Annotated in this window: 20 protein-coding genes; 2 read left to right on the top strand and 18 right to left on the bottom strand. The window is 38.9% G+C overall.

Annotation, left to right across the window (positions count from 1 at the left end; genetic code table 11):
* Positions 1-86 precede the first annotated feature (86 nt).
* Positions 87-1,633, top strand: a protein-coding gene (locus tag MKX96_RS03170; RefSeq protein ID WP_340881899.1) for an IS3 family transposase whose coding sequence is annotated in 2 segments (ribosomal slippage) — positions 87-720 and positions 720-1,633 — 1,548 coding nt in all. Because the reading frame shifts where the segments join, the coding sequence is not laid out codon by codon here.
* 117 nt (positions 1,634-1,750) lie between these two features.
* On the opposite strand, the gene MKX96_RS03165 is transcribed toward MKX96_RS03170, so the two are convergent.
* The 18 genes from MKX96_RS03165 to MKX96_RS03080 form a co-directional block, all read right to left on the bottom strand.
* Positions 1,751-2,785 carry a hypothetical protein gene (locus tag MKX96_RS03165; protein ID WP_340881897.1) on the bottom strand — a complete coding sequence of 345 codons (1,035 nt, stop codon included), beginning with the start codon at positions 2,783-2,785 and terminating at the stop codon, positions 1,751-1,753.
* A 4-nt stretch (positions 2,786-2,789) separates the two neighbouring features.
* Positions 2,790-3,746, bottom strand: coding sequence for a hypothetical protein (locus tag MKX96_RS03160; RefSeq protein ID WP_340881895.1), 957 nt, complete (start codon positions 3,744-3,746; stop codon positions 2,790-2,792).
* On the bottom strand, positions 3,739-4,611 hold the full coding sequence (locus MKX96_RS03155; protein ID WP_340881893.1) for a cell division protein FtsX: 873 nt from the start codon (positions 4,609-4,611) through the stop codon (positions 3,739-3,741). The genes MKX96_RS03160 and MKX96_RS03155 overlap by 8 nt, the downstream gene beginning before the upstream one ends.
* Positions 4,592-5,245 carry a cell division ATP-binding protein FtsE gene (locus tag MKX96_RS03150; protein ID WP_340881891.1) on the bottom strand — a complete coding sequence of 218 codons (654 nt, stop codon included), beginning with the start codon at positions 5,243-5,245 and terminating at the stop codon, positions 4,592-4,594. Before MKX96_RS03150 ends, MKX96_RS03155 begins: the two co-directional genes overlap by 20 nt.
* Before the next feature lies 1 nt (position 5,246).
* The gene (locus tag MKX96_RS03145; RefSeq protein WP_340881890.1) at positions 5,247-5,855 is read right to left on the bottom strand and encodes a hypothetical protein; all 609 of its coding nucleotides are present in this window, start codon (positions 5,853-5,855) and stop codon (positions 5,247-5,249) included.
* On the bottom strand, positions 5,848-6,495 hold the full coding sequence (locus MKX96_RS03140; RefSeq protein ID WP_340881888.1) for a phosphate starvation-inducible protein PhoH: 648 nt from the start codon (positions 6,493-6,495) through the stop codon (positions 5,848-5,850). The genes MKX96_RS03145 and MKX96_RS03140 overlap by 8 nt, the downstream gene beginning before the upstream one ends.
* A complete protein-coding gene (locus MKX96_RS03135) occupies positions 6,492-7,292 on the bottom strand; it encodes an ABC transporter ATP-binding protein (RefSeq protein WP_340881887.1) in 801 nt (266 codons plus the stop codon). The genes MKX96_RS03140 and MKX96_RS03135 overlap by 4 nt, the downstream gene beginning before the upstream one ends.
* Positions 7,270-8,979 (bottom strand): dipeptide/oligopeptide/nickel ABC transporter permease/ATP-binding protein, encoded by a 1,710-nt coding sequence (locus tag MKX96_RS03130; protein WP_340881885.1) that lies wholly within the window; start codon positions 8,977-8,979, stop codon positions 7,270-7,272. The genes MKX96_RS03135 and MKX96_RS03130 overlap by 23 nt, the downstream gene beginning before the upstream one ends.
* Entirely contained in the window at positions 8,979-9,983 is a 1,005-nt protein-coding gene (locus tag MKX96_RS03125) for an ABC transporter permease (protein ID WP_340881884.1), read from the bottom strand. Before MKX96_RS03125 ends, MKX96_RS03130 begins: the two co-directional genes overlap by 1 nt.
* A gap of 14 nt (positions 9,984-9,997) precedes the next feature.
* Entirely contained in the window at positions 9,998-11,680 is a 1,683-nt protein-coding gene (locus tag MKX96_RS03120) for an ABC transporter substrate-binding protein (protein WP_340881882.1), read from the bottom strand.
* Positions 11,681-12,227: 547 nt separating this feature from the next.
* Positions 12,228-13,118 (bottom strand): LysR family transcriptional regulator, encoded by an 891-nt coding sequence (locus MKX96_RS03115; RefSeq protein ID WP_340881881.1) that lies wholly within the window; start codon positions 13,116-13,118, stop codon positions 12,228-12,230.
* Positions 13,119-13,294: 176 nt separating this feature from the next.
* Positions 13,295-14,188: a formyltetrahydrofolate deformylase gene (purU, locus tag MKX96_RS03110; RefSeq protein ID WP_340881879.1), complete on the bottom strand. Its 894-nt coding sequence runs from the start codon at positions 14,186-14,188 to the stop codon at positions 13,295-13,297.
* Between the two features lie 125 nt (positions 14,189-14,313).
* Entirely contained in the window at positions 14,314-15,150 is an 837-nt protein-coding gene (locus MKX96_RS03105; protein ID WP_340881878.1) for a 3D domain-containing protein, read from the bottom strand.
* A 617-nt stretch (positions 15,151-15,767) separates the two neighbouring features.
* On the bottom strand, positions 15,768-16,088 hold the full coding sequence (locus MKX96_RS03100) for a hypothetical protein (protein WP_340881876.1): 321 nt from the start codon (positions 16,086-16,088) through the stop codon (positions 15,768-15,770).
* Between the two features lie 249 nt (positions 16,089-16,337).
* Entirely contained in the window at positions 16,338-17,336 is a 999-nt protein-coding gene (locus tag MKX96_RS03095; protein WP_340881874.1) for an agmatinase family protein, read from the bottom strand.
* Entirely contained in the window at positions 17,326-18,603 is a 1,278-nt protein-coding gene (gene hutI / locus MKX96_RS03090) for an imidazolonepropionase (protein WP_340881873.1), read from the bottom strand. The genes MKX96_RS03095 and hutI overlap by 11 nt, the downstream gene beginning before the upstream one ends.
* 6 nt (positions 18,604-18,609) lie before the next feature.
* Positions 18,610-20,280 (bottom strand): urocanate hydratase, encoded by a 1,671-nt coding sequence (hutU, locus tag MKX96_RS03085; RefSeq protein ID WP_340881871.1) that lies wholly within the window; start codon positions 20,278-20,280, stop codon positions 18,610-18,612.
* A gap of 15 nt (positions 20,281-20,295) precedes the next feature.
* Positions 20,296-21,576 (bottom strand): YjiH family protein, encoded by a 1,281-nt coding sequence (locus MKX96_RS03080; protein WP_340881870.1) that lies wholly within the window; start codon positions 21,574-21,576, stop codon positions 20,296-20,298.
* Positions 21,577-21,832: 256 nt separating this feature from the next.
* Here MKX96_RS03080 and MKX96_RS03075 point away from each other — a divergent pair, with 256 nt between their 5' ends.
* Positions 21,833-23,287, top strand: a complete 1,455-nt coding sequence (locus tag MKX96_RS03075) for a helix-turn-helix domain-containing protein (RefSeq protein WP_340881868.1) — start codon at positions 21,833-21,835, stop codon at positions 23,285-23,287.
* The last annotated feature ends 20 nt before the right edge of the window (positions 23,288-23,307 follow it).

Genomic DNA, 23,307 nt, shown 5'->3' with positions numbered 1-23,307 from the left:
ACGTGAAATCATTGCTTGATATGCTCCCCAATAGGTAGACAGATGAAAAAACAAAAATCTGTTTATCTGTTGGGGGGTATTTTTTTATGGCGCGAAGTAAGCATACAGTTGAACAAAAATTAACCGTTCTCCAACTGTTAGAGGATGGAGAATATACATTAGAAGAAATTTGTAGAATGCATGAATTGACCTATACCACACTTTACCGTTGGCAAGTGAAATATAAAGCTGAAGGATTAGAGGGTTTGAAGGAATCAAAAACTTGGAAACCTTACTCAAAAGAACTGAAGGAAGCTGCGGTACAAGATTACACCCGTGATGGATTAACCATTAATGAAATACTCTCAAAATATCAAGTGAGTAGTGATTCTGTTTTGTATAGTTGGATTCGCAAGTATAATAGTCATAGCGAATTAAAAGACTCAGGAAAAGGAATGAGTGAAACTATGACTAAAGGTAGACCAACAACGGTAGAGGAACGCATTGAAATTGCACAATATTGCTTAATCAATCAACGAAACTATCAAGCAACTGCAGAAAAATATGGGGTTTCGTATCAACAAGTGTATAGCTGGGTGAAGAAATTAGAAACAGCAGGCGAAATGGCATTAAAAGACCGTCGTGGGCGCACGAAATCAATGGAAGAATTAACAGAAGAAGAGAAAAGAAAATTACGCATGCAACAAATGGAACGTGAAATGGAACGCTTGCGTGCAGAAAACTTATTCTTAAAAAAGTTAGAGGAAATCGTTTACAACAGCGTTATCTAGCGATTCGAGAACTACATACAGAGGAACATATTCCGGTTACCGTCTTATGTAAAATCGCTAAAATTTCACGTGCTGCCTATTATAAATGGTGCGCGCGCACCTCATCAAATCGCGAACAAGAAAACGAAGCTTTAATAGAGGGGATTCGCCTACTGTATGACCAGGTTGATGGGATCTATGGATACCGTCGTATGACGATGACGATCAATCGTTATCGTGAAGTGGCAGGCTTACCTACGTACAATGAAAAACGAATTTACCGTTTAATGTGTATGTATCGAATACAATCTGTCATTCGTCGAAAACGAAAAGGATATAAGAAATCTACACCACAGCACGTTGCAGAAAATCTTTTAAATCGCGATTTTAAGGCTTCTAAGCCCAATGAAAAATGGTGTACAGATATTACCGAATTCAAATATGGTGTCGGAAGAAAAGCATATTTAAGTGCGATTATTGATTTACACGATGGGTCAATTGTTGGTTATAAACTAGGTAAATCCAATAATAATCGTTTAGTTTTTGACACGATTATTCCAGTGATAGAGCAATTACCAACTGGTGCCTTCCCGATGATTCATAGTGATCGTGGCTTTCAATATACTTCGAAGGGATTTAAACGCATCGTAGATGGCGCTAAAATGACGCACAGTATGTCTCGAGTTGGCCGTTGTTTGGACAACGCTCCAATCGAGAATTTTTGGGGTACACTGAAATCAGAAATGTATTATTTACGGGAATTCCAGTCGTTTGAGGAATTAAGAAAAGCAATTGATGTGTATATTTACTTTTACAATCATCAACGTTATCAAAAACGACTAAACGGCCTGAGCCCTCTAGAATTCAGAGCTCAAGCCGCTTAGTTCATTTTTTATTATTTCTACTGTTTACTTGACAGGGAGCAGTCCAGCTTTCGATTTCACGTTTTTTATATTTAAACGATAGTTTTGTCTAGCCTATTCACTTCAAATAAATTTCTTTCACTTTAAGGAGTTTTTGCGTTTATGAAATCCAAATGCTAGTAAGCCACCTATTAGAACGATGCCTATTGCTAGAAAGCCCGATTTGTTAGTTGTAGAAATAGAAGACTCTTCTACTGATTTTGGTTGAGTAGTTAGTGATGATAACTGTTCATCTAGTTTAGCTGTTTCTACAATTTGAGGAATCTGTTCTTCTGTGAATGCTTTTTCTTCCGCTTGAAATACAGGTTTTACCGAACGATCACCAATAACAATGAATTGTAGTGCAATGTCAGCTACTGTATCTTCTGAGATACCCACCGGTTGCTCATTGCTAGCCTTATTTTCGTCCTGATGCAGATGCCTAGCAGTATCTGTATCGAAGTTTGAACCGTACCATGATTCTGCAATATGTTGACCTTGCCAAACGAGCGGATCTACTGAATCTGCAATTGCTCGAGGGTGAAGACCTAGCTCAAACAATTTACCATCGATTGTTAACTGGTAGACATTCACGTTCTCACCTTTTGGCGTTTTCTTTGTCTTTCGCTCAACCCTTTCAATAACTCCTGTGGGACCAGACGTAAAGCCTGCCTTGTCCATTAATGAAAGACCATTTACCTTTTTATGTACATGAGCAGCAACAAATTTAGCAAATTCATCATGTGTCAGCTGTTCATTTGGGTTCTCTAATTGTAATTCACCTAAAAAGAAAGCTTCATTTACTAACGAATACGTTGCATTTCCTTCCATCGTTGATATTAACCCTTCCTCTACTGCTGCTTTAGACAATTCATTTAAGGTTTTCCCTTCCAATCTATTATAATAACCAATCCATCCCGCCAAATCCCTAGCAGTTAGTGTGTCTAGAGGTCGAAATGTTTGCTCCATATCTTGAGACGGAATCACACCTAGTGCTGAAAGTAATACTACCTCTTGCGCTGCTTCGGTAATGGACAAATCTTCTAGTAAATTTGTTTCATTCATAACATGAGCAAATGCTGGTGTTGTTGTAAGTATCAATATAGAAAACAGTATCCCTACTTTTTTAAACATACACTCACCCCTCTTTTGTATATAACAACAAGCCTCCATTAAATTGTTTAAAATATGGCTGCTGTATAGCTTTAAGTGTTTGTACTTTCTCATATTCTAGAGTGAAACTCGGTAGCTCTTCTAGCAGTTCCTCTGGTAAGAAGAATCCATTGTAAAAGCCAGCTTCTATGACAAGTTTAGCTGCGTCTCCTGCTCCGTTTTGCAATACCTGTCCCAAAAGGAGAACGTGTGCATATTCTAACTCGTATTCAACATATACATGGTCATTGCGAAAATAATAGTGAAGATTACTTTGTTCATTTAGCCATTCCTCATTTAATTCATAAGGGAGCGTCGGTGACTCTTTTACCCATTTTAGTAAATTCTTTTCTACTAACTCCGTGTCTTTTTGTAAATCTTCAATAATATGTTCTTCTACTTCGGCTGTCCAATCAATGTCTAAATAATTTGCTATTATATCTAATTCAAGACCTGCTGTTTCCTGAAGAAAGTCTTCTCGTGCGCTTAGATTCTTTTCGATTGCTTGTAGTAGCTGTTCATGGCCCTGTAGAGTTTTCTTGCTAATGAGTAGTTGTTTGTATTGTAAATATAAACCATTCAAATCCACTAGGTAACTTTCAATTTCGGATTCTATCACCCACTGATTTCCAAGTAAATCTGTTATATCTGCACCTTGTTGCATGAAGGCTAACCACGTATCTAATCCAATTTCGGAATAAAATTGCAATTGTTCAATTGCCATTTGCTGATCATTTGTAAATTCTTTTTCTGCTGCTTCAATTTTAGGTTCAAGTTCTTCCATTTCTGTCTTTGTCCGTTGCAGATCAATTTGAAGTTTTTCAATGGTTGATTCATCGTAAACAATCCCTAAAAAATCAGCAAATGCCCCAGTTAAATGAGCATAAGCAGGTAATCCCAATAGACAGCATAATCCGGCAATACAAATTATACGTTTACACATGTCGGATCAACTTTCTTGTAGATAGATAACTTGCCGCTAGACTCAACAACACACCTATTACAGACTGAATAATAATCGTCCCGATTAAGTCCGATAAGTTTAAGCTTCCAAGGTATGGAACTGCCTGTTGAATTTTTTGAAAGATAGTCCGATGAAATGCAGTAACAACTAATGCTGCTAAAAACGATCCTGCTATGCCTAACAAAACACCCTCAAGTAAAAACTGCAAGCTTACTAATCGTGGATCAATACCTAAAAGCAACTTCACCTTTAACTCCCGGTTCCGCTGATACATCGCTAAATGGAACGTGATGTATACCATAACAAATGCCAAAGCTAAAAAAATGATGAGGGAAATAGTTCCGTACAGTTCCATTTTTGTAATCCACTTTGACAAAATTTCAGCCATTTGCTGTGGGTAAACTACTTTTTTAATACCTTTAATTGCCTCTAGCTCTTTAGCAATCACCGGCATCAGTGATTTGTCCGTTATTTGAAATTTAACAGCATCCTCTACACTTCCATTTGTAAAAGTATCTAGTAAGTGCTCCTTTCCTTGAAAGAAAAATGCAAGCTCTCCAATGAGTTCCTCACCTGTTTCGATTTCAACACTATGAGTATAGTTCTGTTTTTCTAGAATCACTGCCACATCTTCCACTAGCCCATCCTCCACATACACCTTCATGGCTAGCTGGGACTCCACATAATCGACAGCATCTTGAACGAAAGAGCGTGTTAATAACAAACAACCAATCAACAGTAAGGCTATGAACAGCAAGACGATTGAAGCAATCGCACTACCTTTATTTCGTGTTAGCCCTAACCTAATGTCCTCCATCATATATTTAAAATGATGCTTGTTCATACAATCTACCGTCCTCCATCATCCAACATTTTGCAACAGAACTCAGCAGTCTATCGGAGTGTGTCACGATTAAAATTGCAATATTTTCTTCTTTATGTAATTCATCTAATAACACCATAATTTCATCAGACGTTTCGTTATCTAAATTTCCAGTTGGCTCATCCGCCAATAATAACAAAGGCTTGTTAAGTAGTGCACGTACAATTGCGACACGTTGTTGCTGACCGCCCGAGAGCTCCGGTGGAAAGGCATTTATTTTATCCGTCAGGCCAACTCGCTCAATTAATCGTAATGCCTCTGATTCCATTTCATGTAACGGGCGTCCAAGCACTCTTCCCGCCAACATAACATTTTCGATTACTGTCTTTTGCTCAATAAGTTCAAATGATTGAAAGATTATCCCTATTTTGCGGCGTAGCTCAAATTTTTTCATCGTGTTTATTGGTACACCGTCAAATTCTATCACTCCCCCGCTCACATCCACTTCTCGATAGAGCAGCTTCAATAAGGTACTCTTACCTGAGCCTGAACGCCCACGTAAAAAAACGAATTCGCCTTTCATTAATTGAAAATGAATGTTACACAACACTTCCATATCACCATAACGCTTTGATACATCTGTAATGCGAATCATCTTAAATTTGACCTTCCTTCAACCATGGAAATAAGCCACTTAGAAATCGCTCGGTTGCTGGCATAAAATACGAGCCAAAATGATAATCTGGATCGAGTGTTGTATTTACCCAAACCCCAGCAGTATTTACACGATCAATATATAACACCGACCCACCATCTACTGTAGAAACTAATGTTTCACAGCCCTCTGTCGGCCAATAAACCCCATGCTGATGCCAAGTTGCATCTGCTAAGGTTAAATAATTTCGGAATAAGTCATGCTCTTTACCCGGTAAACGTAATCCACTGTCTGCTCCTGGCTCTCTCCACCACCAAAAGTTGGTTGGACGGAATTCCCACTTATGTGCAGGAAGCCATTCACGATGTTGTGGCCCCATTGTCACCACAATTTTTCCCTCATTGGCAAATTCATAAATTTTATGTATGTTTTCATCTAATAAACGAGTATGAGTCTGTGATGGAATAATTAATACATCATATTCAGCGAGCGATGCTTCAGCAAACTGGCGAATGGGGATTAGCTGATCGATATACTTACCAAATGTTGAAGTCTTATACGTCCGGGAATTCTGTGAACTTCCACCATACATTACAGCAATATTACGCATCTATAATCACTCCCTGTTGTAAACGTTTATATTCTTCTTGTGTCCATCTTATAATTTGCGGTGAAATACGCTCTGTTGTTTTCTCCCCGGTTCTTTGCATACGTACATACTGAAACAAATTTCCTCCAGAGTGAACTAAAATGGTGCCCTCTGTTGTTTCACGGTCAATATACGTTACTGGCTCTCCTCCAGGCAGTGTTAATAAAACTTCTGCTCCAGTAGGTAATGGATGATGGCCACGTGCAAAGAACCCTTTCACGCCTTTATTAACTGTCATATCCTCTTCTAATACACCCTCGAAGATGGGATGGGGCTTCGCGATGGAAATATCATAATCCATATGACTGTGAATTTCTTTTGGGATAAATGGTTTTGCACCCGGTAGCCATTCTGTAACTAAATTGCCAAAGAAACAAACAATTTTCCGATCTGCTAAAAATCCTGCAATAATATTACGATGTTCGTATAAATAATCTTGGTCAACAAAGTTAGTAATAATCATGCATTTATAATCTTTTAAATCCTTCTCATGTAGTTTGTACATATCGACAATATCAAATTGCTCTTCAAACTCTGGGATAGATGGGTTCCCTTGTGAAAATACGTTACAAGAATGAACAATAATATAATCTTTTTTCATGATGAAAATACTCCTTCCTGTCTTTCAAGTATTAATAGTGCTTTAAGAAGTGATTTTGTAAATGGATGAGTTGGTTCGTTAATCACTTGTTCAGTCGGACCTTCATCGACAATTTCTCCTTGATGCAAAACAATAATGCGATCACAAAAACCGTTCGTTAATGCTATATCGTGCGTTACAAAAATGTAGGAAATATTGAATTGTTCATTCATCCGTTTCAATAATTGAATTAGCTCCAACCGAAGAGAGGTATCTAACATGGAGGTAGGCTCATCCGCAATAATCAGTTTGGGCTTACAAACAAATGCGCGCGCTACACCGATACGCTGACGTTCTCCTCCTGATAATTCATGTGGGTAACGATTCAAGTATTTATCAGGATCTAATGAAACGAAAGCTAATGCCTCCTTCACCATTTTTAATCGTTTCTCTTTTACTGGCTCTATTTTTTGGATAATTAATGGCTCCTCCACTAGCTCAAAAATTTTCATCCGTGATGACAATGATTCATAAGGATCTTGGAATATCATTTGAATATGCTTTGCAAAACTTCGACGTTCCTTAGCTTTCAATGTTGTCAGTTCAATATCTTCAAAATAGATTTTGCCACTACTTGGTTCCTCTAAGCCCGCCAATATTTTACCAATTGTACTTTTACCAGCACCTGAAGCACCAATTAGTCCAATAATTTCTCCTTGTTCAAATGAAAATGACACATCTTTTAATACCGCAACTTTATCGCTCTTTGAATGTCCATATATTTTCATCAGATGGTCAACTTTGACTAGCGTACTCATATTCAACTTCCTTTGGTTTTATTTTCTGTTTTAATAACGGTATTGCATCAATTAGTCGCCGTGTATATGGGTGTGTGGAATTTTCCGCAAGTTCTATGGATGGACCACCGTCAACAATATGTCCATACTTCATAATGATTAAATGATCTGTAATGGATAATACAGCCGGTAAATCATGCGAAATGAATATCATCGATAAATTGAGCTCTTTTTGAAGCTTAGCTAGTAGCTGTAAAATTTCTACTTGCACAATAACATCTAACCCGGTTGTCGGTTCATCAGCAATTACAAATTTTGGTTTATTAATCAGTGCCATTGCAATAATGACACGCTGACGCATCCCGCCTGACAACTCGTGTGAAAAGGCAGAACGCCATTTCGGATCAAGCCCCACCTGGATTAAAACCTCGTCGATACGTCGGTTTATATCCTTCACTGACATTTTTTGATGTGCTAAAATTGCTTCTTTTAATTGTTTTTCTACAGATAATACAGGATTTAATGCATTCATCGCGGCTTGCGCAATATAGCCAATTTGCTGCCCCCGAACATTGCGAATCTCTTCATCACTAAACAACTGCAAATCTTTTCCTTCAAAATAAATGGAACCATTCGGTACATGTGCAGATGATTTCAATTGCTGAATAATAGCAGAAGCAACCGTTGTTTTTCCACTGCCCGATTCTCCGACAATACCAAGTACTTCACCTGTTTTGACTTGGAAGCTAACACCCGATACAACGGTTGAATACGCTCCATTTTTAGGGAATTGAACCGTTAAATTTTCTACATCTAAAGCTATCTGTTGATGTACCAATACATCGTTTTGAACAAGCCGTTTCTTCGGTCGTTTCTTAACAGCAACATAATCACCTAAACGAGGGTTTACTTTCTCCTCTAAGTAATAGCCCATAAACGAAAACGCAAGTACAACTAGCACAATACAAATGCCTGGAGGAATAATCCACCACATCCATGCTTCTGTTAAGAAGGCACTTCGACTATTCGCGTAATACAATATACTTCCCCAGCTTTTCATCGTCGGATCGCTCATCCCTAAAAAGCTTAGCGATGATTCCAGCAAAATCGCTGCATTAACTGCTCCAACAAATTGAGGAATAAATAATGGAAATACTCCAGGTAAAATATGCTTTTTAAAAATATAAAAATTCCCCGCTCCCATTGTTTTAGCAGCTAGTACTGGACCAGCCGTTTTAATGGATAACGTCTGAGCTCGAATTTGACGGGCCTTGCCAGCCCACATGACGAGAGTAATAACGAACACTTGTGTAAAAACCCCAGGGCCAAGATAAACAGCAACAACAATCATAAGTGGTAAAAATGGCAAAGTTAACACAACGTCTATAAAGCGCATGACAATAGTTTCAAACCAACCGCCAATATAGCCTGAAAGGACACCGATAATACCACCAATTGCGGTCGCTAGCACAGCTGTCACAATTCCAATAAATAAGGAAGTTCTTGCTCCTACAGCTAACTCCGCTAAAATATCCTGTCCCATGTCATTTGTCCCTAACCAATGCTCACTACTAGGTGCAGCAAACGAGGGACCCGTTTGTTTATATGCATCATATGGTATGAATTGTGGACCTAAAATAGCGAATAACAGTACAAAACTAAACATAATGAGACCTATGACTCCAATAATTTTCGTTGCCTTGCGCATTATTGTCCCACCTTCGTTAACTTTGTTGATTTTGCCCGCGGATCAATAAGTGGATACGTTATATCTGCTAGAATATTCGCTGCAATTACACCTATCGTAATCATTAAAAACACACCCTGCATCATTGGGAAATCCCTTGCAACAACACTTTCATATAACAATCGGCCAATGCCTGGGTATGAAAATACAGTTTCAACAACGACTGAACCACCAATTAGCGTCCCTAAAGTCATCGTAAAATGTGTATAAATCGGTAACAGAGCATTTCGCAAACCATGGTTAAAAATCAATGTTCTTTTATGTACACCTTTTGCTTCCGCCATGGATATGTAATCTTGACCCAATGATTCCAACATGGATGACCTTGTTAATAAATAATTGGAGCCAACTGTTGCGATGCTCAAAGTCATAATAGGTAGTATTAGATGCCATACTACATCTTTTATGAAACCAATCGTTGTCCCATCCTGTACTATTGAGACAGCACCGTATGTTGGAAACCACCCCAGTTGAACAGCAAAAATAGCTATAAAAAGCATACCTATCCAAAACCCAGGAACCGCTTGAAAAGTTAACATTGTTGTTAAAAATGTGATATCCCGTCCTTTCCCTCGATTCCAAGCAGAGTAAGCTCCTAACATCACCCCAATAATCGTACTTAAAATCATTGCTGGTCCAATCAAAATGAGAGTCCATGGCAAACGTTCACCAATCATTTGAACAACTGGCTGTGCATGTTTGATAGACGTTCCTAAATCCCATGTAAATATTCCACTTATGTAATTTATATATTGCTCCCATAGCGAACCACCGAGTCCAACTGACTCAAGCACTGACTGTTTTTGTTCCTCCGAAAGCTCTCTTAGCGTGCCTTCGTCAAAGAAAAATAGTAACGGGTCGCCAGGGGCGAAGCGTGGCAACACGAAGTTAATCGTTATTGCCACCAAAAGCACCAATGCATATTGAATGAACTTTTTTCCAATAATCGAAGACGTTCTGTTCATTTACTTTTGCCACCTCATTTTATGGATACTGGTTCTGTTGCTGAAACGGCTGTTTGAACATCTTTCGATAAAAATGAATATTTATTAATGATGCCGTAGCCTAATGATTCTACGTACTGATCAAATACTTCTGCGTTGTATGCATATACCTCTTTTGGATAGTACAATGCAATAGATGTTGGTTGTGAATTGTATTGTTTTTGCATATCAAAAGAAATCAATTTACGACTTTCAATGTCAGTTGCTGCCATCCAATCAGAGATTAATGCATCCATCTCAGGGTAGGCAACCTCTTTTGTCCATAAGTAGCCTGAACGGTGAGACATAATAAATTGGTCTGGATCGGCTACGCCATGCGGTCCAATCAGACTTATCGTAGCTTGATAGTTCTTTTCACTTGAATGAGCAGCAAATGTTGTAGCATCTAATGCTTGAACATTCATTTGGATTCCCACGTTTGTCGTGAAATGCTCCGCCATTAATTCTGCTGTTCTAACAAATATTGGTTCGCCCGAAGATACTTTAATCGTTGTAGTGAGAACTTCCCCATCTGCTGTTTCGAGTAAACCGTCACCATTTGTGTCTTTATATCCAAGTGCAGCAAATTTTTCTTTAGCCTGCTTTAAATCATAAGGTGTTGACAAATCTGGATTTGTCCAAGGAGATGCTGGGTGTGGATAGCCTTTTGTTCCTGCTTGTCCTTGACCCAATAAAATCGTGTCAACAATCGCCTGGCGATCGATTGCAAGTGACATTGCTTCACGGAATTCTGGATTGTCATAAGGCTCTATTCCGTAATTTAAATTGAACTGAACAATAGATAATGCAGATGCTTCTGCTAGCTTGAAATTATTATCATTGATAAAAGTAGAAATGAGCTCTGCTGGTACTGGACGTGAAGAAACATCAACCTCTCCAGATTTCAGTGAGTTAAACATTGCAGTTGCATCCGAAATAATCGGAAGCGTTAGATTTGCAACAGTTGGTTGCCCCATGAAGTAATCATTATTTGCTTTCAATTTATAATGTTGGTTAGTTACATATTCCGTTAATATAAAAGGACCTGTACCTACCGCTAGTTCCGTGTGTTTACGTGGATTTTCTACTTTGCTCCAAATGTGCTCTGGTAAAATTGGTAAGTCTGCAAAGGTTATAGTTAAAAGTGATGGACATGGATAACCGCACTCAAAACGTACTGTCTTACCGTCTTCCTGTACCTCGATTGTGTCGATTTTCGGTACTTCGCTCACATGATGGGTATGACGATTTGCTGGACCATCACGGTAATACTCATATGTAAATTTTACGTCTTCTGCTGTGAACTCTTCACCGTCATGCCACTTAATACCATCTCGAACTACCACATCCCAAGTAGTGTCATCAATCTGTGTTGCTGACTCTGCTAACCACGGCGTTGGTTTTTCTACATATGGGGAAGGAGAAAATAATTTATCATAAACTAAATCCGTTAACCAATCTAAGTTTCCTGTATAAATATTTAATGGTCCTACATCATTCGTTAGACCAATCGTTAAATTCTCTAATTGCTGTGACTGAACAGATTTCTTATTGTCCTGCTCGCTTTCTTGTCCACTACTATCATTCACGCCTTTCTCATTTGATGAACAAGCTACCAAAACAAACATCAATAAAATCGTTAATGTTGGCAAGCAACACTTTATAAAAAACTGTTTCATTCTTATCCTCCTACAATATTATTTCAAACTGCATGTTGAATATATCAAGGTTGAGAATGATTATCAATATCACCAAAAATATGATTAACCATTTTAACTGAAGTCTCTAGGATGAAAAGAGCATTATTAAAATATGTTATACAATTATTAGAATTTCTAATAATTGTGCTAGATGAATCAATTTCATAAATAGGCTTTACCGATGAAATACGAACATTTTCTAATTGTTTATTGAAGTGACAGGCGGCGAAACAAGTAGGGATGAGTGAGATAGATAAGCCATCACATCGTGCGCATAAGCTACGGTGATGGCTTATCGCTCACCCTACGGAAAGCGTCCGCTAGATGCGCGGAAATCAATTCTACTTCATACATATAAAAGCATATTAACTTCATTATTCTCTATTAATTGTTCGTGTTTTTAGCTAAAAATAGAAATTATGAAATTGATTCACTCAGATAATAATATAAATCTATTGGTAGGCTCCATGACGACATTTACCTTTATCATCTATCTATGAAAAAAACTAAAATCCTCTTGTATGCCTTAAGAGGATTTTAGCTTTAAATTTTTTCGTATATGATTACAAAATGATTGTTCGGCAGTTGATAACGGTTGTTTACGATCGTACACTATACCATTCTTGCGTTTAATCGTCAGGCCCTTTACTTTTTTTACCGTAAGTCCCTCCAATCCATTCTCCATTAACTTAGAGGGTAAAAAGGAAATTCCAAATTGATGCTGAATAGCTTTAACTATTAGTTCAAAACTGGTCATTTGCATGTAATATACCGGCACATTTTTTTGTTCGATAGCTTGTTTGATATGTTGACTCAAATAAAAACTTTGCGGAAGCAATATCGGTAAATTTCTTAAATCTCGGGCATAAATAGTTTGCCGACTAGCTAACGGATGATTCTCAGGCATAACAAGTACAAATTCCTCTTCAAATAAAATATCGACATCAAAATTATTTAAGACGGTGTGATCATCCTCATAAATGGGCATAATCGCAAAATTTGTCTTTTTTTCTAGCAAACACTGCTTCAAATCTTTATAACAATAGCTATTAATTTCATAGGGACAGTGGTTGCACGCCATATTTTCTGCATCAAATAACTCGCAAAAAAAATAATTTGCTATGTATTGACTAATATAGAGTACCGTATTTTCTTCTTGTAAAGATTCATTTAGATCACTCTGCATTTTGCTCTCTAATCTTTTTACTTGTTTAGCATAATACAATACTATATCGCCCTGCTCTGTTAGCTCAACTTGATTTTTTCTTCTATTAATCAATTGACAATTCAGCTCGATCTCCAACTGTTTAATATGTTGTGTGACCGTAGGCTGGGAGCAATATAGTTTCTTTGCAGTTTCCGTAAATGTTTTATTCTGTGCCAACGCTATAAACGTTTTGTACTTATCACTTATCATATAAACTGCCTCTCCATCTAATTGATATTGATTATCAATATCGATATTACTACACATCGTTCAGGTTGTAAATCACCTATCGTGGAGTATGAAATTAGAGTTTTTATTTTAAATAAAAAAAAGTGAGCTTCTTCGGCTGGTATTATCCAACATCAGAAGCTCTCTTATCTTACACTCTAATGAAATACAATGGTTTTATTGCCCTCTACGATTACTCGGTTTTCAAGATGCCATTTTACAGCTCTCGCAAGTACACGTCTTTCGATTTTACGTCCAATTTTCTTAAGTTCCGTTACATCATCCCGGTGGTCTACCCGTTCCACATCCTGTTCAATAATAGGTCCCTCATCCAAATTGTTCGTTACATAGTGAGAAGTGGCACCAATTAGCTTTACTCCACGCTCATATGCTCGTTCGTATGGCCCTGCTCCAATAAAAGCTGGGAGGAATGAGTGATGAATGTTAATAATGCGACTCTCAAAATGAGCAACAAAATCTGGAGTTAGTATTTGCATATATCGAGCTAAAATAAGTAAGTCTACATCATACTGCTGCATCAAGTGGATTTGCTCTTTCTCCACCTGCTTACGAATATCCTTATTAGCCGGAATATAATGATAGGGGATTCCTAGTGCCTCTACCATTGGACGGGCAGTTTCGTGATTACTAATGACTGCCACTATATCTGTGTCGAGGTCCCCATTTTGCCATTCCCATAAAAGCTCTATTAAGCAATGAGTTTCTCGGGATACAAAAATTGCTGATCGAATGCGTTCTGCAGGATAAGAAAACTTATATTCCATTCCATGCTCAAGTGAAATTTCTTTAAAATCACTCTCCATTTGTGCAGCCCGTTCAGCCAGCTGACCACCGTGATATTCAATGCGAATAAAGAATGTTCCGTTTTCTGGGTCACTTGAATACTGACTAGACTCAATAATGTTACATTCATGCTTGTATAAAAAGGTCGATAATACTGCCACTATTCCAGGTTTATCAGGACACTTCACTAGCAGTCGACCTTTATTTTCCTGTGGTTTATGATACTTTTTCGTTTGTATTTTATCCATAAAGTATAACATCCTTTACTAAGGTATTAATTTTTCATTATCCTTTATTCTATTCATCTTCTCAAGTACTTTTTATATAGTATGTAACTATAAAAACCCATGTAAAATTACATGGGTTTTTTACGTTAGTTTAATATGATGAGTTTAACTTGTTTTCTACCCCACTGTATTGCATTATCATAGGATGGGATAAATACGTCAATTTTATTCCCTTTGATAGCCCCGCCAGTATCTCCAGCGATTGCCTCACCATAGCCCTCTACCCATACCCTTGTCCCCAGGGGTATAACACGAGGGTCAACGGCTATTACCTTTTCATTTGGATTGGCCCTTAGATCAATTCCATAGGCAGTCGTTCCTGAGCATCCTGTACAGTAGGCTGTGTATGCTGTGGCTTCCATCGTCATTTCAACAGAGCCTTCTGTTTTAGGTTCTGCTGTTACAACTGGCGCTGATGTAGCAACTTTTGTAGAAGCTGTATTCGGTGTTGAAGCTGCACTTGGAGCTACTGGTTCAATTGGTGGAGCAGTAACTCCCATTACTTGTCTTTTCGGTGTGTCCTCTAAGTCTCCTGTCCCCTGCTTTACAATGAGTTCGTCTCCCGGAAATATTAAATCTCCTGTTATATTATTCATATCCATAAGTTCATTGAGTGACAAATCATTTGCAAGGGCAATTCTATAGAGGTTGTCCCCCTCGGCAACCGTATAAGTTACTGGCTCAGAACGAAGCTTCATAAGCAATTTCATTGCATATAAGTCATCAAAGTGTATATTAAAGTCGTCCATATCGCTCTCTAAGTCAGCTTTTTTGTCTACTAGATTCCTGTGGTGTGAAGTGTCGGTAAGAAAAATCGATTCATCCTCTTGAGTTATAGGGGAGAATAGACTCTCTGCATGCGCTACTGTGTTTGTGGTCAACATCATTAGCACTACAAATAAAATAGTCCTAACCTTGAACATAAAGTTCCTCCTTTGTACCTCTTTTCGTAAACTCTTTAGAGTATTGCCCCAAAACTTCAAAAAACAAACCCTCTAAATAAAAAAATAGAAGTTTTCGTTCAAAACAACTAAAAAATTCAGAGAAAGGAAAGACTTTATATCATACTAGACTGAGAAATAATTCATCAAATGTATATTAATTCCACAACATAAAAATATCAAAAGACTGGTAGTATTAATTACAAATACCACCAGTCTTTTTTATTAAACCTATGTCTAGCATGGATTCTGGGTTAAGGTTGGTTGTTTAGATGATCACCGCTGTTTCGTGGGATATTGTCTTATTTGCTATCGGGATTGGTAGTCAATTTTATGTCTCACTTTTATGGGCGCTGCAGCTCGGTTTATGGGACACTTCTTGCCTTCATATGGGCTCCATACGCCTATTTACGGGCGCTAGTTGAATTTATGGGCGATTTTCTCCTTTTTATGGGCGCTATGACTTGCTTTATGGGACACTTTCTCCCTTCGTATGGGCTCTGCGATGGCTCATATAGAATGATTTTTTCCTCACTATGTATATACAAACAAAAATCCAAAAAGGATAACGAAATCTCGTTTCTTTTTGGATTAGCTTATTATGTCCATTTTAAATTCTCCAATAGCTGATGAAAGCTTTCTAAAAAATTCTTCTTGCTCTCCTCGTTGTTTAAAGATTTAACGTCTACTCCGCTCATAAATTGTAAAATCTCCGGGTGATGATCCCAATCCTGTTCAAATTGACTCTTAAAATCTACATACCAATCATACTGATACATCCTTTTCATATGTCGGACGGCTCTTCGACTCTCTTCCGTGACTTCTTCCTTTGTCCTCTCACCTAGAATAAAAATGGATTCTGCAAACCTTGAAATTTTATTTTTATATTGGGTAAACGCAGTGGATATCCTTTTAATCATACAATTCCTCCCTGTCCCATTTACTATTATTATACGCGAAATCATATAAAAAAGATTAATTTTTCAGTTTATTATTCAAAGAAATCCATTTATTCATGGCTGAACATATAACTAAAAGTCACTATAAAGCTACCCCTATCTAAAAAGATGGACATGCTGCTGGGTCTCTTCAAAAAAAACGTTCGGCTAGAGGCAGCCAAACGCTTTCTTTAAAAACAGTTCTCTATCTGACTTTGCATCATCGTAGCCTTATAAGGCCTCAAATTTCTTCACTCGATGCTGGTAAAAAGATGCCAAAAATGTTAAAAAGGCATAGGTTGTTGTCTTTACAGTTGCCTGCACCGAATTATCCTTTGTTGGATCAATGCATACGAAGTCGATTGCTCCTATTCCATCGCATTTCCCGACCTCATACAAAATTTCGAATAGCTCATCAGATCTCATGCCACCTGGTGTAGAGGCTGGAACACCAGGAGCGTATGAAATATCCAGAACATCCATATCAACCGTTACATAAATAAAGTCTACCTGCTCCATCAAAACGGATAGTATATCTTGTATCGTTTGCTCGATGCCCTTTTGACGCAGTTCCTTTAAACGAATACGATGAACCTCATAATCGTTTGCTGCCTCGATTAGAGAAGGAGCGTTATAAAACCCATGCAATCCAATATTATAGACATGCTTTCCCTCAATCACTCGACCCTCTATTAATTGACGAATGGGGGTTCCGTTTGTCGGACCGTGGTCATCTGTTGAACGTAAATCCAAATGAGTATCTAACTGTAAAATACCAATCTTCTTCTCTGGCATTACCTTCTTTAGTCCACGAATAGTTGCTGCCGTTACCGAATGGTCTCCACCAATGGTCACCTTCAGTGCATTTGGATAAGTCTCTGCGACACTCTCCATCGCATCCTCGATGTGTTGATGGCAGCGCAAAATATCAGTAACATGCATCTTTACATTTCCGATATCTGCTACGGTTAACTCACGAATATCTATATCTTCATCAATATAGTAGGTTGAGAATTTTTCCCACGATTGGCGAAAGGCATTTGGAAACTCGGAGGCTCCTGAAACACTAATAGAGGATCTGGAAAGCGGTGCTCCTAGAAGCACTACATTCCAATCTTTTTTCTCACTTTGCCACTGAGGAACTATCCAATCCTTTACTTTCATATCCTGATGTACTGTCCTTTGCCAATCAAATGGCGAGTGATCTATCGGAGCTTTATTATAGTCCATCGGTAATCACTCCGTTGTCCAAAACTACTTTTCCATTTTTGATAACAGTTTTTGTATGATTCATACCGTAGAAGTATTGCAATTGCTGATAGTTTGCTACATTTAGAATAAGTACGTCTGCCTTCTTACCCACCTCTAGAGAACCGATCTCATCTCCACGATTAATAGCATAGGCTGCGTTAATAGTAGTCGCAGTGATTACCTCTTCCATTGTCATACCCATGTTCATGCACGCTAAATTCATGATAAAAGGCATAGATATTGTTGGGGAAGAACCTGGATTAAAATCAGTGGATATAGCAACTGGCACCCCTTCATCTATCATTAGCCTTCCGCGAGCAGAAGCTGCCTTCAGGAAAAATGCTGTCCCTGGCAATAAAACAGCAACAGTTCCAGCCTTCGCCATTGCTTGTATTCCTTTATCCGATGCTACCAATAAATGCTCTGCAGATATGGCTCCAACCTCTGCTGCTAGCTCCGCCCCCTCATATGGTTCAATTTCATCTGCATGAATTTTAGGGATAAGCCCGTGCTCCTTGCCTGCCAATAAAATCCTACGAGACTGCTCTGGAGTAAATACTCCCTTCTCACAGAAAACATCATTGAACTCTGCTAACTGTTGCTCCACAACCATTGGAATCATATCATTCACAATCAGATCGACAAACGCATCTGGATTTGCTTTGTACTCAGCAGGTACCGCATGGGCTCCCATAAACGTTCGAACAACGTCGACCGGATGATTTTCCTGAAGCTTCTTTGCAACAAGTAGCTGTTTTTGCTCGGTCTCCCAGTCCAACCCGTAGCCACTTTTCGCTTCTACCGTCGTTACCCCGTGGCGAAGAAAATCATTTAGATGATTATATGTTTTCTCGTATAAATGATCGAACGATGACTCTCTCGTTTTCTTTGTGGTCGCATGAATTCCTCCACCAGCATTCATGATTTCCATGTAGGTAGCACCGTTTAAACGCATTTGGAATTCGTTTTCACGAGTTCCTCCGAAGACAAGATGCGTATGGGCGTCTACTAGACCCGGCATAACTATATGGCCTGATGCATCTATAATCTGTGCTTGCTTGATGAGCTCAGGATGCTGCTCCTGAAGCTCTTCCTTTGTACCGACAGCGACAATGCGATCATCTTCTATTAACATACTTCCACTTTCTATAATGTTAAGCTCGCTCATTTCTTTTCCTGTGCGTGCTTTTTTACTAGCCGATGCTAGTGTAATTAATTGGTTGGCATTTGTGATTAGTAATGTCATTTATCCTCATCCTTTTTTGTTTAGCATTGGTATATGAACATTCTTCTCTTGGGCAGTTTTTATAGCAATCTCATAACCGGCATCTGCGTGACGAGCAACACCCATTCCAGGATCTGATATAAGTACTCGGCTAATCTTTTCTGCAGCCATGTCGGTACCATCTGCCACGAGTACCTGACCTGCGTGCTGTGAATAACCCATGCCTACACCACCACCATGATGTACACTCACCCAGCTTGCTCCACCAGCCACATTCACTAATGCATTTAATATCGGCCAATCAGAAACTGCATCAGAGCCGTCCTTCATTCCCTCTGTTTCTCGATTAGGGGATGCTACAGAGCCTGAGTCTAGATGGTCTCGCCCAAACACAATGGGAGCCTTAAGTTCTCCTGAAGCGACCATTTCGTTTACCTTTAGCGCAAAGCGGTGGCGATCACCATAGCCTAACCAACAGATTCGAGCAGGGAGACCTTGCCACTTCACCATTTTCTGTGCCATATCAATCCAGTTTACAAGCGCCTCATCTTTTGCAAACATTTCCTTAGCCAGCGCATCCGTCTTTAAAATATCCTCTGGATCCCCGGACAATGCAGCCCAGCGGAAAGGGCCCTTCCCCTCACAGAACAGAGGTCTAATATAAGCTGGCACAAATCCCGGGAAGTCGAAAGCATTCGCTACACCCATCTCCTGTGCATACTTCCGAATGTTATTACCATAATCAAACACCTCTGATCCAACTTTTTGGAAATCGAGCATGGCCAGAACATGATCTGCCATAGCCTGTTTTGCCTTATGCTCATATGCCTTTGGGTCTTCCTTACGAAGCTTAAGTGCCTCTTCTAAAGACATATGATTTGGAATATATCCATTTAACGGATCATGTGCGCTTGTTTGATCTGTCACTAAATCTGGAACGATTCCACGCTCATATATTTCTCTATAGATATCCGCACAGTTTCCAACTAACCCAATGGATGCTGGCTCTTTCTTATCCTGTAACTCCTTCGCCATTTTCAGTGCCACATCTAAATCTTCTACTAAATAATCGCAATAGCCTTCCTTCATTTTCCGTTCAATCCGTTTTTTATCGACCTCTACAACCAAGATCACTGCCCCTGCCATTTTCCCTGCTAATGGTTGAGCACCACTCATCCCACCCATACCACCTGTTAAAATTAGTTTTCCGCGGAGGTCTGCACTACCAAACACCTTTTTACCTGCCTCCACAAAACTCAAATAAGTTCCCTGCAAAATTCCTTGAGCACCAATATATATCCAGCTACCTGCAGTCATTTGGCCATACATCATCAAATCCTTATCCTCTAGCTCATAAAAATGCTCCCAGTTAGCCCAAGCTGGTACTAAGTTAGAGTTGGCAATGAGAACGCGTGGCGAGTGCTCATACGTACGAAACACCGCTACCGGCTTACCTGATTGAATGAGTAACGTTTCATCATTTTCTAGCTTTTTTAGTGACTCGATTATTTGCTCAAAGCTCGCCCAGTTTCGTGCTGCCTTTCCTATTCCCCCGTACACCACTAGCTCATCTGGATTTTCAGCCACCTCGGGGTCCAAATTATTCATGAGCATACGCATAGCAGCCTCTTGCGTCCATCCTTTACAGGAAAGCTGGTTTCCTGTTGGTGCTTTAATATTTTGCATAACATGTTCCATCACACAACACTCCCTTTAAAATAATAAAAATGCGATTGGTGTAACAATGATTAAAGTTAGAACAACTCGTTGGAACCATATAATCACCATCTGACGGATTGTCAGTGGAATATCTGTAGAGAGAATGACTGGAATAACAGCCGAGAAAAACAAAATAGCCGACACCGACACAACAGCCACGATGAATTTCGTCATAGTTGTAGCAGAAGTAACTAATAACGCTGGAAGGAAGATCTCTGCAATAGAAACAGACAATGCCTTTGCCGTAAGCAATGGTTCTGGTATTTGCAAAGCCCATGTAAAAGGTAGGAAAATATACGCCATCCAATCAAACACTGGCGTGTACATAGCTAGGAGCAATCCTAAAAGTCCAATTGAAAGAATGGATGGCAGTACACTCATTGTCATCAATAATCCTTCTTTTAAATGTTGTAATAGGTTTTTCCATAAAGGAGGATTCGTTCGCACAGCCTGCATTGCCTCGGACCATGCTGTCTGTAGTCGATTCTCAGTTACAATTACCTCCGGGTCACCTTCCTCTACAATGTACTCATCCTTCAGCGTTGCTAAAGGCCAAATACGGGCAGTGATAGCTGTCACTAAAAATGTTACGACAAGCGACACCCAGAAAAACCAGCTCCAAAAAGCCATTAAGTCTAATGTATTTGCAATCACGACCATGAAGGTCACAGACACGGTGGAGAAGCCAGTTGCTATAATCGCTGCCTCTCTGATTGTGTACTTCCCTTGGTTGAAAACTCGGTTCGTTAGCAATAGGCCAACTGAATAGCTTCCTACAAAAGAGGCAACCGCATCTACTGCTGAGCGACCTGGAGTTCTAAAAACTGGTCGCATGATAGGTTGCATAAACACTCCTATAAATTCAAGCAGGCCATAGCTGACGAGTAGTGCTAAGAAAATAGCGCCAATTGGAATTAGAACTCCAACAGGCTTAATGAGCTTATCCATTAAAAATGGGCCTACACTTGGGTCGAAAAGCCAAGCAGGTCCGACACCTATCAATAGCATTATCCCTACCCCTAGACCAATAATTTTAAAGAAAGACATGATAATACTGACCTTATCTTTATTCCATATTTTAGTAAAAAAAGGATATACGGCGCCAGCTACAAGCATAAGGACAATATAGACCGTTACCAGTGTTGGAACATTTGTGGACAGCCAGGTTACGATATGATCAAGTAAAATGGAAGATTTTCCGTTATACGTAAAAGTAACAAAAAAGCTGAAAATCCCTATTAAACTACATACAACAAACTTAAATACCGAAATCATATCTCTCTTTCCCTCTTGTATCAGCCCTTTATTCGGGATATTTACCAAACCCACCACTCCTTTTTATTTAATTATAAAATTCAGAAAAAATAATATATATATAATCCAGGTTTAAAATAAAGGAATTTTATTAGATGAGCTGGAATTTTATAAAGATAAATAGAGAATAATTTATGATTTTATGAATTAAGGAATAAAATCATAAGAAAATCTCTACCGATTGATTTCAAACTAAACAATGAATAGGGGTGCCAAAGTGAAGCTCTTAATTATTGACAGGGATCAAACAGAAAGAAATGGTATAGAGTGGTTTATCAAGCGATATCAGTTGGATGTTATGACTGTTTTAGAGGCAGGAAATTTTAAGGAAGCAGTGGAGAAAATCGAGGCCGAAAGCCCAGAGGTTATCTTACTCGAAATGGAGTTACTTGCTCATGGTGATTCGAATCGATTGAGAAAAGCATTATCGCTTCATTCTGCTCACATCATCGGGATGACTGCAGAGCCGCTTTTTAAGCATGCTTTAGAAGCACTGTCCCTGCGAGCACTCACTCTACTGGTGAAACCAATTGACTTAAGCCTGCTTAAACAATATTTAACTCATGCAGTGAGAAATGAATTAAAAGTACAGCAAGAGAGTCTACCTTTAATAGGAGAGCATTCGATTTACCCTTCTTTATTTTTAGATCGGTATGAGATAGAGCAAGAATTTACATTTTGTCTGATGTTAGAGTCTGAGATTTTGGAGCAGAATGAACAGCTTTTTCATTGGCTAGAATCTCTAAATCATTTGACTCTCTTCCCCCTTTCTAAACGTATTGTGGCATTCTCAACAGAAGAAACACTAGAGGAGCTCCGTAAAAAAGCAAAGGCAATTATAAGGGAATGGTCTAACTCACAGAATGCCAACTTAAATATAGCTATCTATGATTTACCGAGAAAATCTGTAAAGGATATGTACCAAGCTATAAAAGAAACTCTAAAACTACGTTTTCAGCATGGCTTTGGGCAGATTTTTCTTGTGAGCGAACTTCCTACCTTTCAAGGTTTGGAACCATTCTTAACAATGGAGCAGCAACGACTTTGGATGTCGAGCTTAGAGCAAAATGACGTACAGACAATTAAGCATTTTTTATATAGCATCTCTACCATCAAAACGTATTATCATCCCGACACTATTCGCATCCATTTGACTAGCATTCTCGCACAAATTCGGAGATTCATGCTTAAATACCAAATGGAAAAACGAATAGATTTGGAACATCGCTACAATCAACTCTTTGAACTCATTCTAAATCATCCAGTCCTTTACACGATTATCCAGGAAATCGTTCTCCTCTGTCAGGACATAATGAATCAGGTGGAAAAACAAAAAGAAAAAGGCCAGTTCGACTACGTAAATGCCGCATTGGACTTCATCGACCTCCATTATACAGACGATAAGCTTAGCCTTGACGAACTCGCAAATTTTCTAGGAATCAGTCCTAGTTATATAAGTATGCTTTTCTCGAAAACAAACGCTTTGACCTTCAAGCAATACGTTACCAAGAAGCGACTCAACCATGCCATGCAGCTACTTCAGGAGACCAACCTAACTATCAACGAAATAGCAGCAAAAAGTGGCTTTAATGACGCCAACTACTTTTCTAAGCTGTTTAAGGCCAATCATAATATTAGCCCGTCCTATTATAGGCAGCAGGTAATAGGTTAAGGAGACCTCTACTATATAAT

The sequence above is a fragment of the Psychrobacillus sp. FSL W7-1493 genome, assembly GCF_038004905.1.
Taxonomy (GTDB): domain Bacteria; phylum Bacillota; class Bacilli; order Bacillales_A; family Planococcaceae; genus Psychrobacillus.
The sequence above is the reverse complement of the archived record's forward strand: the minus strand, read 5'-3'. Positions and strand labels throughout refer to the sequence as shown.

Coding starts and splice junctions, on each gene's coding strand:
- MKX96_RS03100 (WP_340881876.1), bottom strand. CDS start 16,088: ATGATTAAAAGGATATCCACTGCGTTTACCCAATATAAAAATAAAATT.
- MKX96_RS03115 (WP_340881881.1), bottom strand. CDS start 13,118: ATGATAAGTGATAAGTACAAAACGTTTATAGCGTTGGCACAGAATAAA.
- MKX96_RS03080 (WP_340881870.1), bottom strand. CDS start 21,576: ATGATTTCGGTATTTAAGTTTGTTGTATGTAGTTTAATAGGGATTTTC.
- MKX96_RS03150 (WP_340881891.1), bottom strand. CDS start 5,245: ATGATTCGCATTACAGATGTATCAAAGCGTTATGGTGATATGGAAGTG.
- MKX96_RS03095 (WP_340881874.1), bottom strand. CDS start 17,336: ATGGACTATAATAAAGCTCCGATAGATCACTCGCCATTTGATTGGCAA.
- MKX96_RS03130 (WP_340881885.1), bottom strand. CDS start 8,979: ATGCGCAAGGCAACGAAAATTATTGGAGTCATAGGTCTCATTATGTTT.
- MKX96_RS03145 (WP_340881890.1), bottom strand. CDS start 5,855: ATGCGTAATATTGCTGTAATGTATGGTGGAAGTTCACAGAATTCCCGG.
- MKX96_RS03135 (WP_340881887.1), bottom strand. CDS start 7,292: ATGAGTACGCTAGTCAAAGTTGACCATCTGATGAAAATATATGGACAT.
- MKX96_RS03140 (WP_340881888.1), bottom strand. CDS start 6,495: ATGAAAAAAGATTATATTATTGTTCATTCTTGTAACGTATTTTCACAA.
- MKX96_RS03160 (WP_340881895.1), bottom strand. CDS start 3,746: ATGTGTAAACGTATAATTTGTATTGCCGGATTATGCTGTCTATTGGGA.
- purU (WP_340881879.1), bottom strand. CDS start 14,188: ATGGATAAAATACAAACGAAAAAGTATCATAAACCACAGGAAAATAAA.
- MKX96_RS03165 (WP_340881897.1), bottom strand. CDS start 2,785: ATGTTTAAAAAAGTAGGGATACTGTTTTCTATATTGATACTTACAACA.
- hutI (WP_340881873.1), bottom strand. CDS start 18,603: ATGACATTACTAATCACAAATGCCAACCAATTAATTACACTAGCATCG.
- MKX96_RS03120 (WP_340881882.1), bottom strand. CDS start 11,680: ATGAAACAGTTTTTTATAAAGTGTTGCTTGCCAACATTAACGATTTTA.
- MKX96_RS03125 (WP_340881884.1), bottom strand. CDS start 9,983: ATGAACAGAACGTCTTCGATTATTGGAAAAAAGTTCATTCAATATGCA.
- MKX96_RS03155 (WP_340881893.1), bottom strand. CDS start 4,611: ATGAACAAGCATCATTTTAAATATATGATGGAGGACATTAGGTTAGGG.
- hutU (WP_340881871.1), bottom strand. CDS start 20,280: ATGGAACATGTTATGCAAAATATTAAAGCACCAACAGGAAACCAGCTT.
- MKX96_RS03105 (WP_340881878.1), bottom strand. CDS start 15,150: ATGTTCAAGGTTAGGACTATTTTATTTGTAGTGCTAATGATGTTGACC.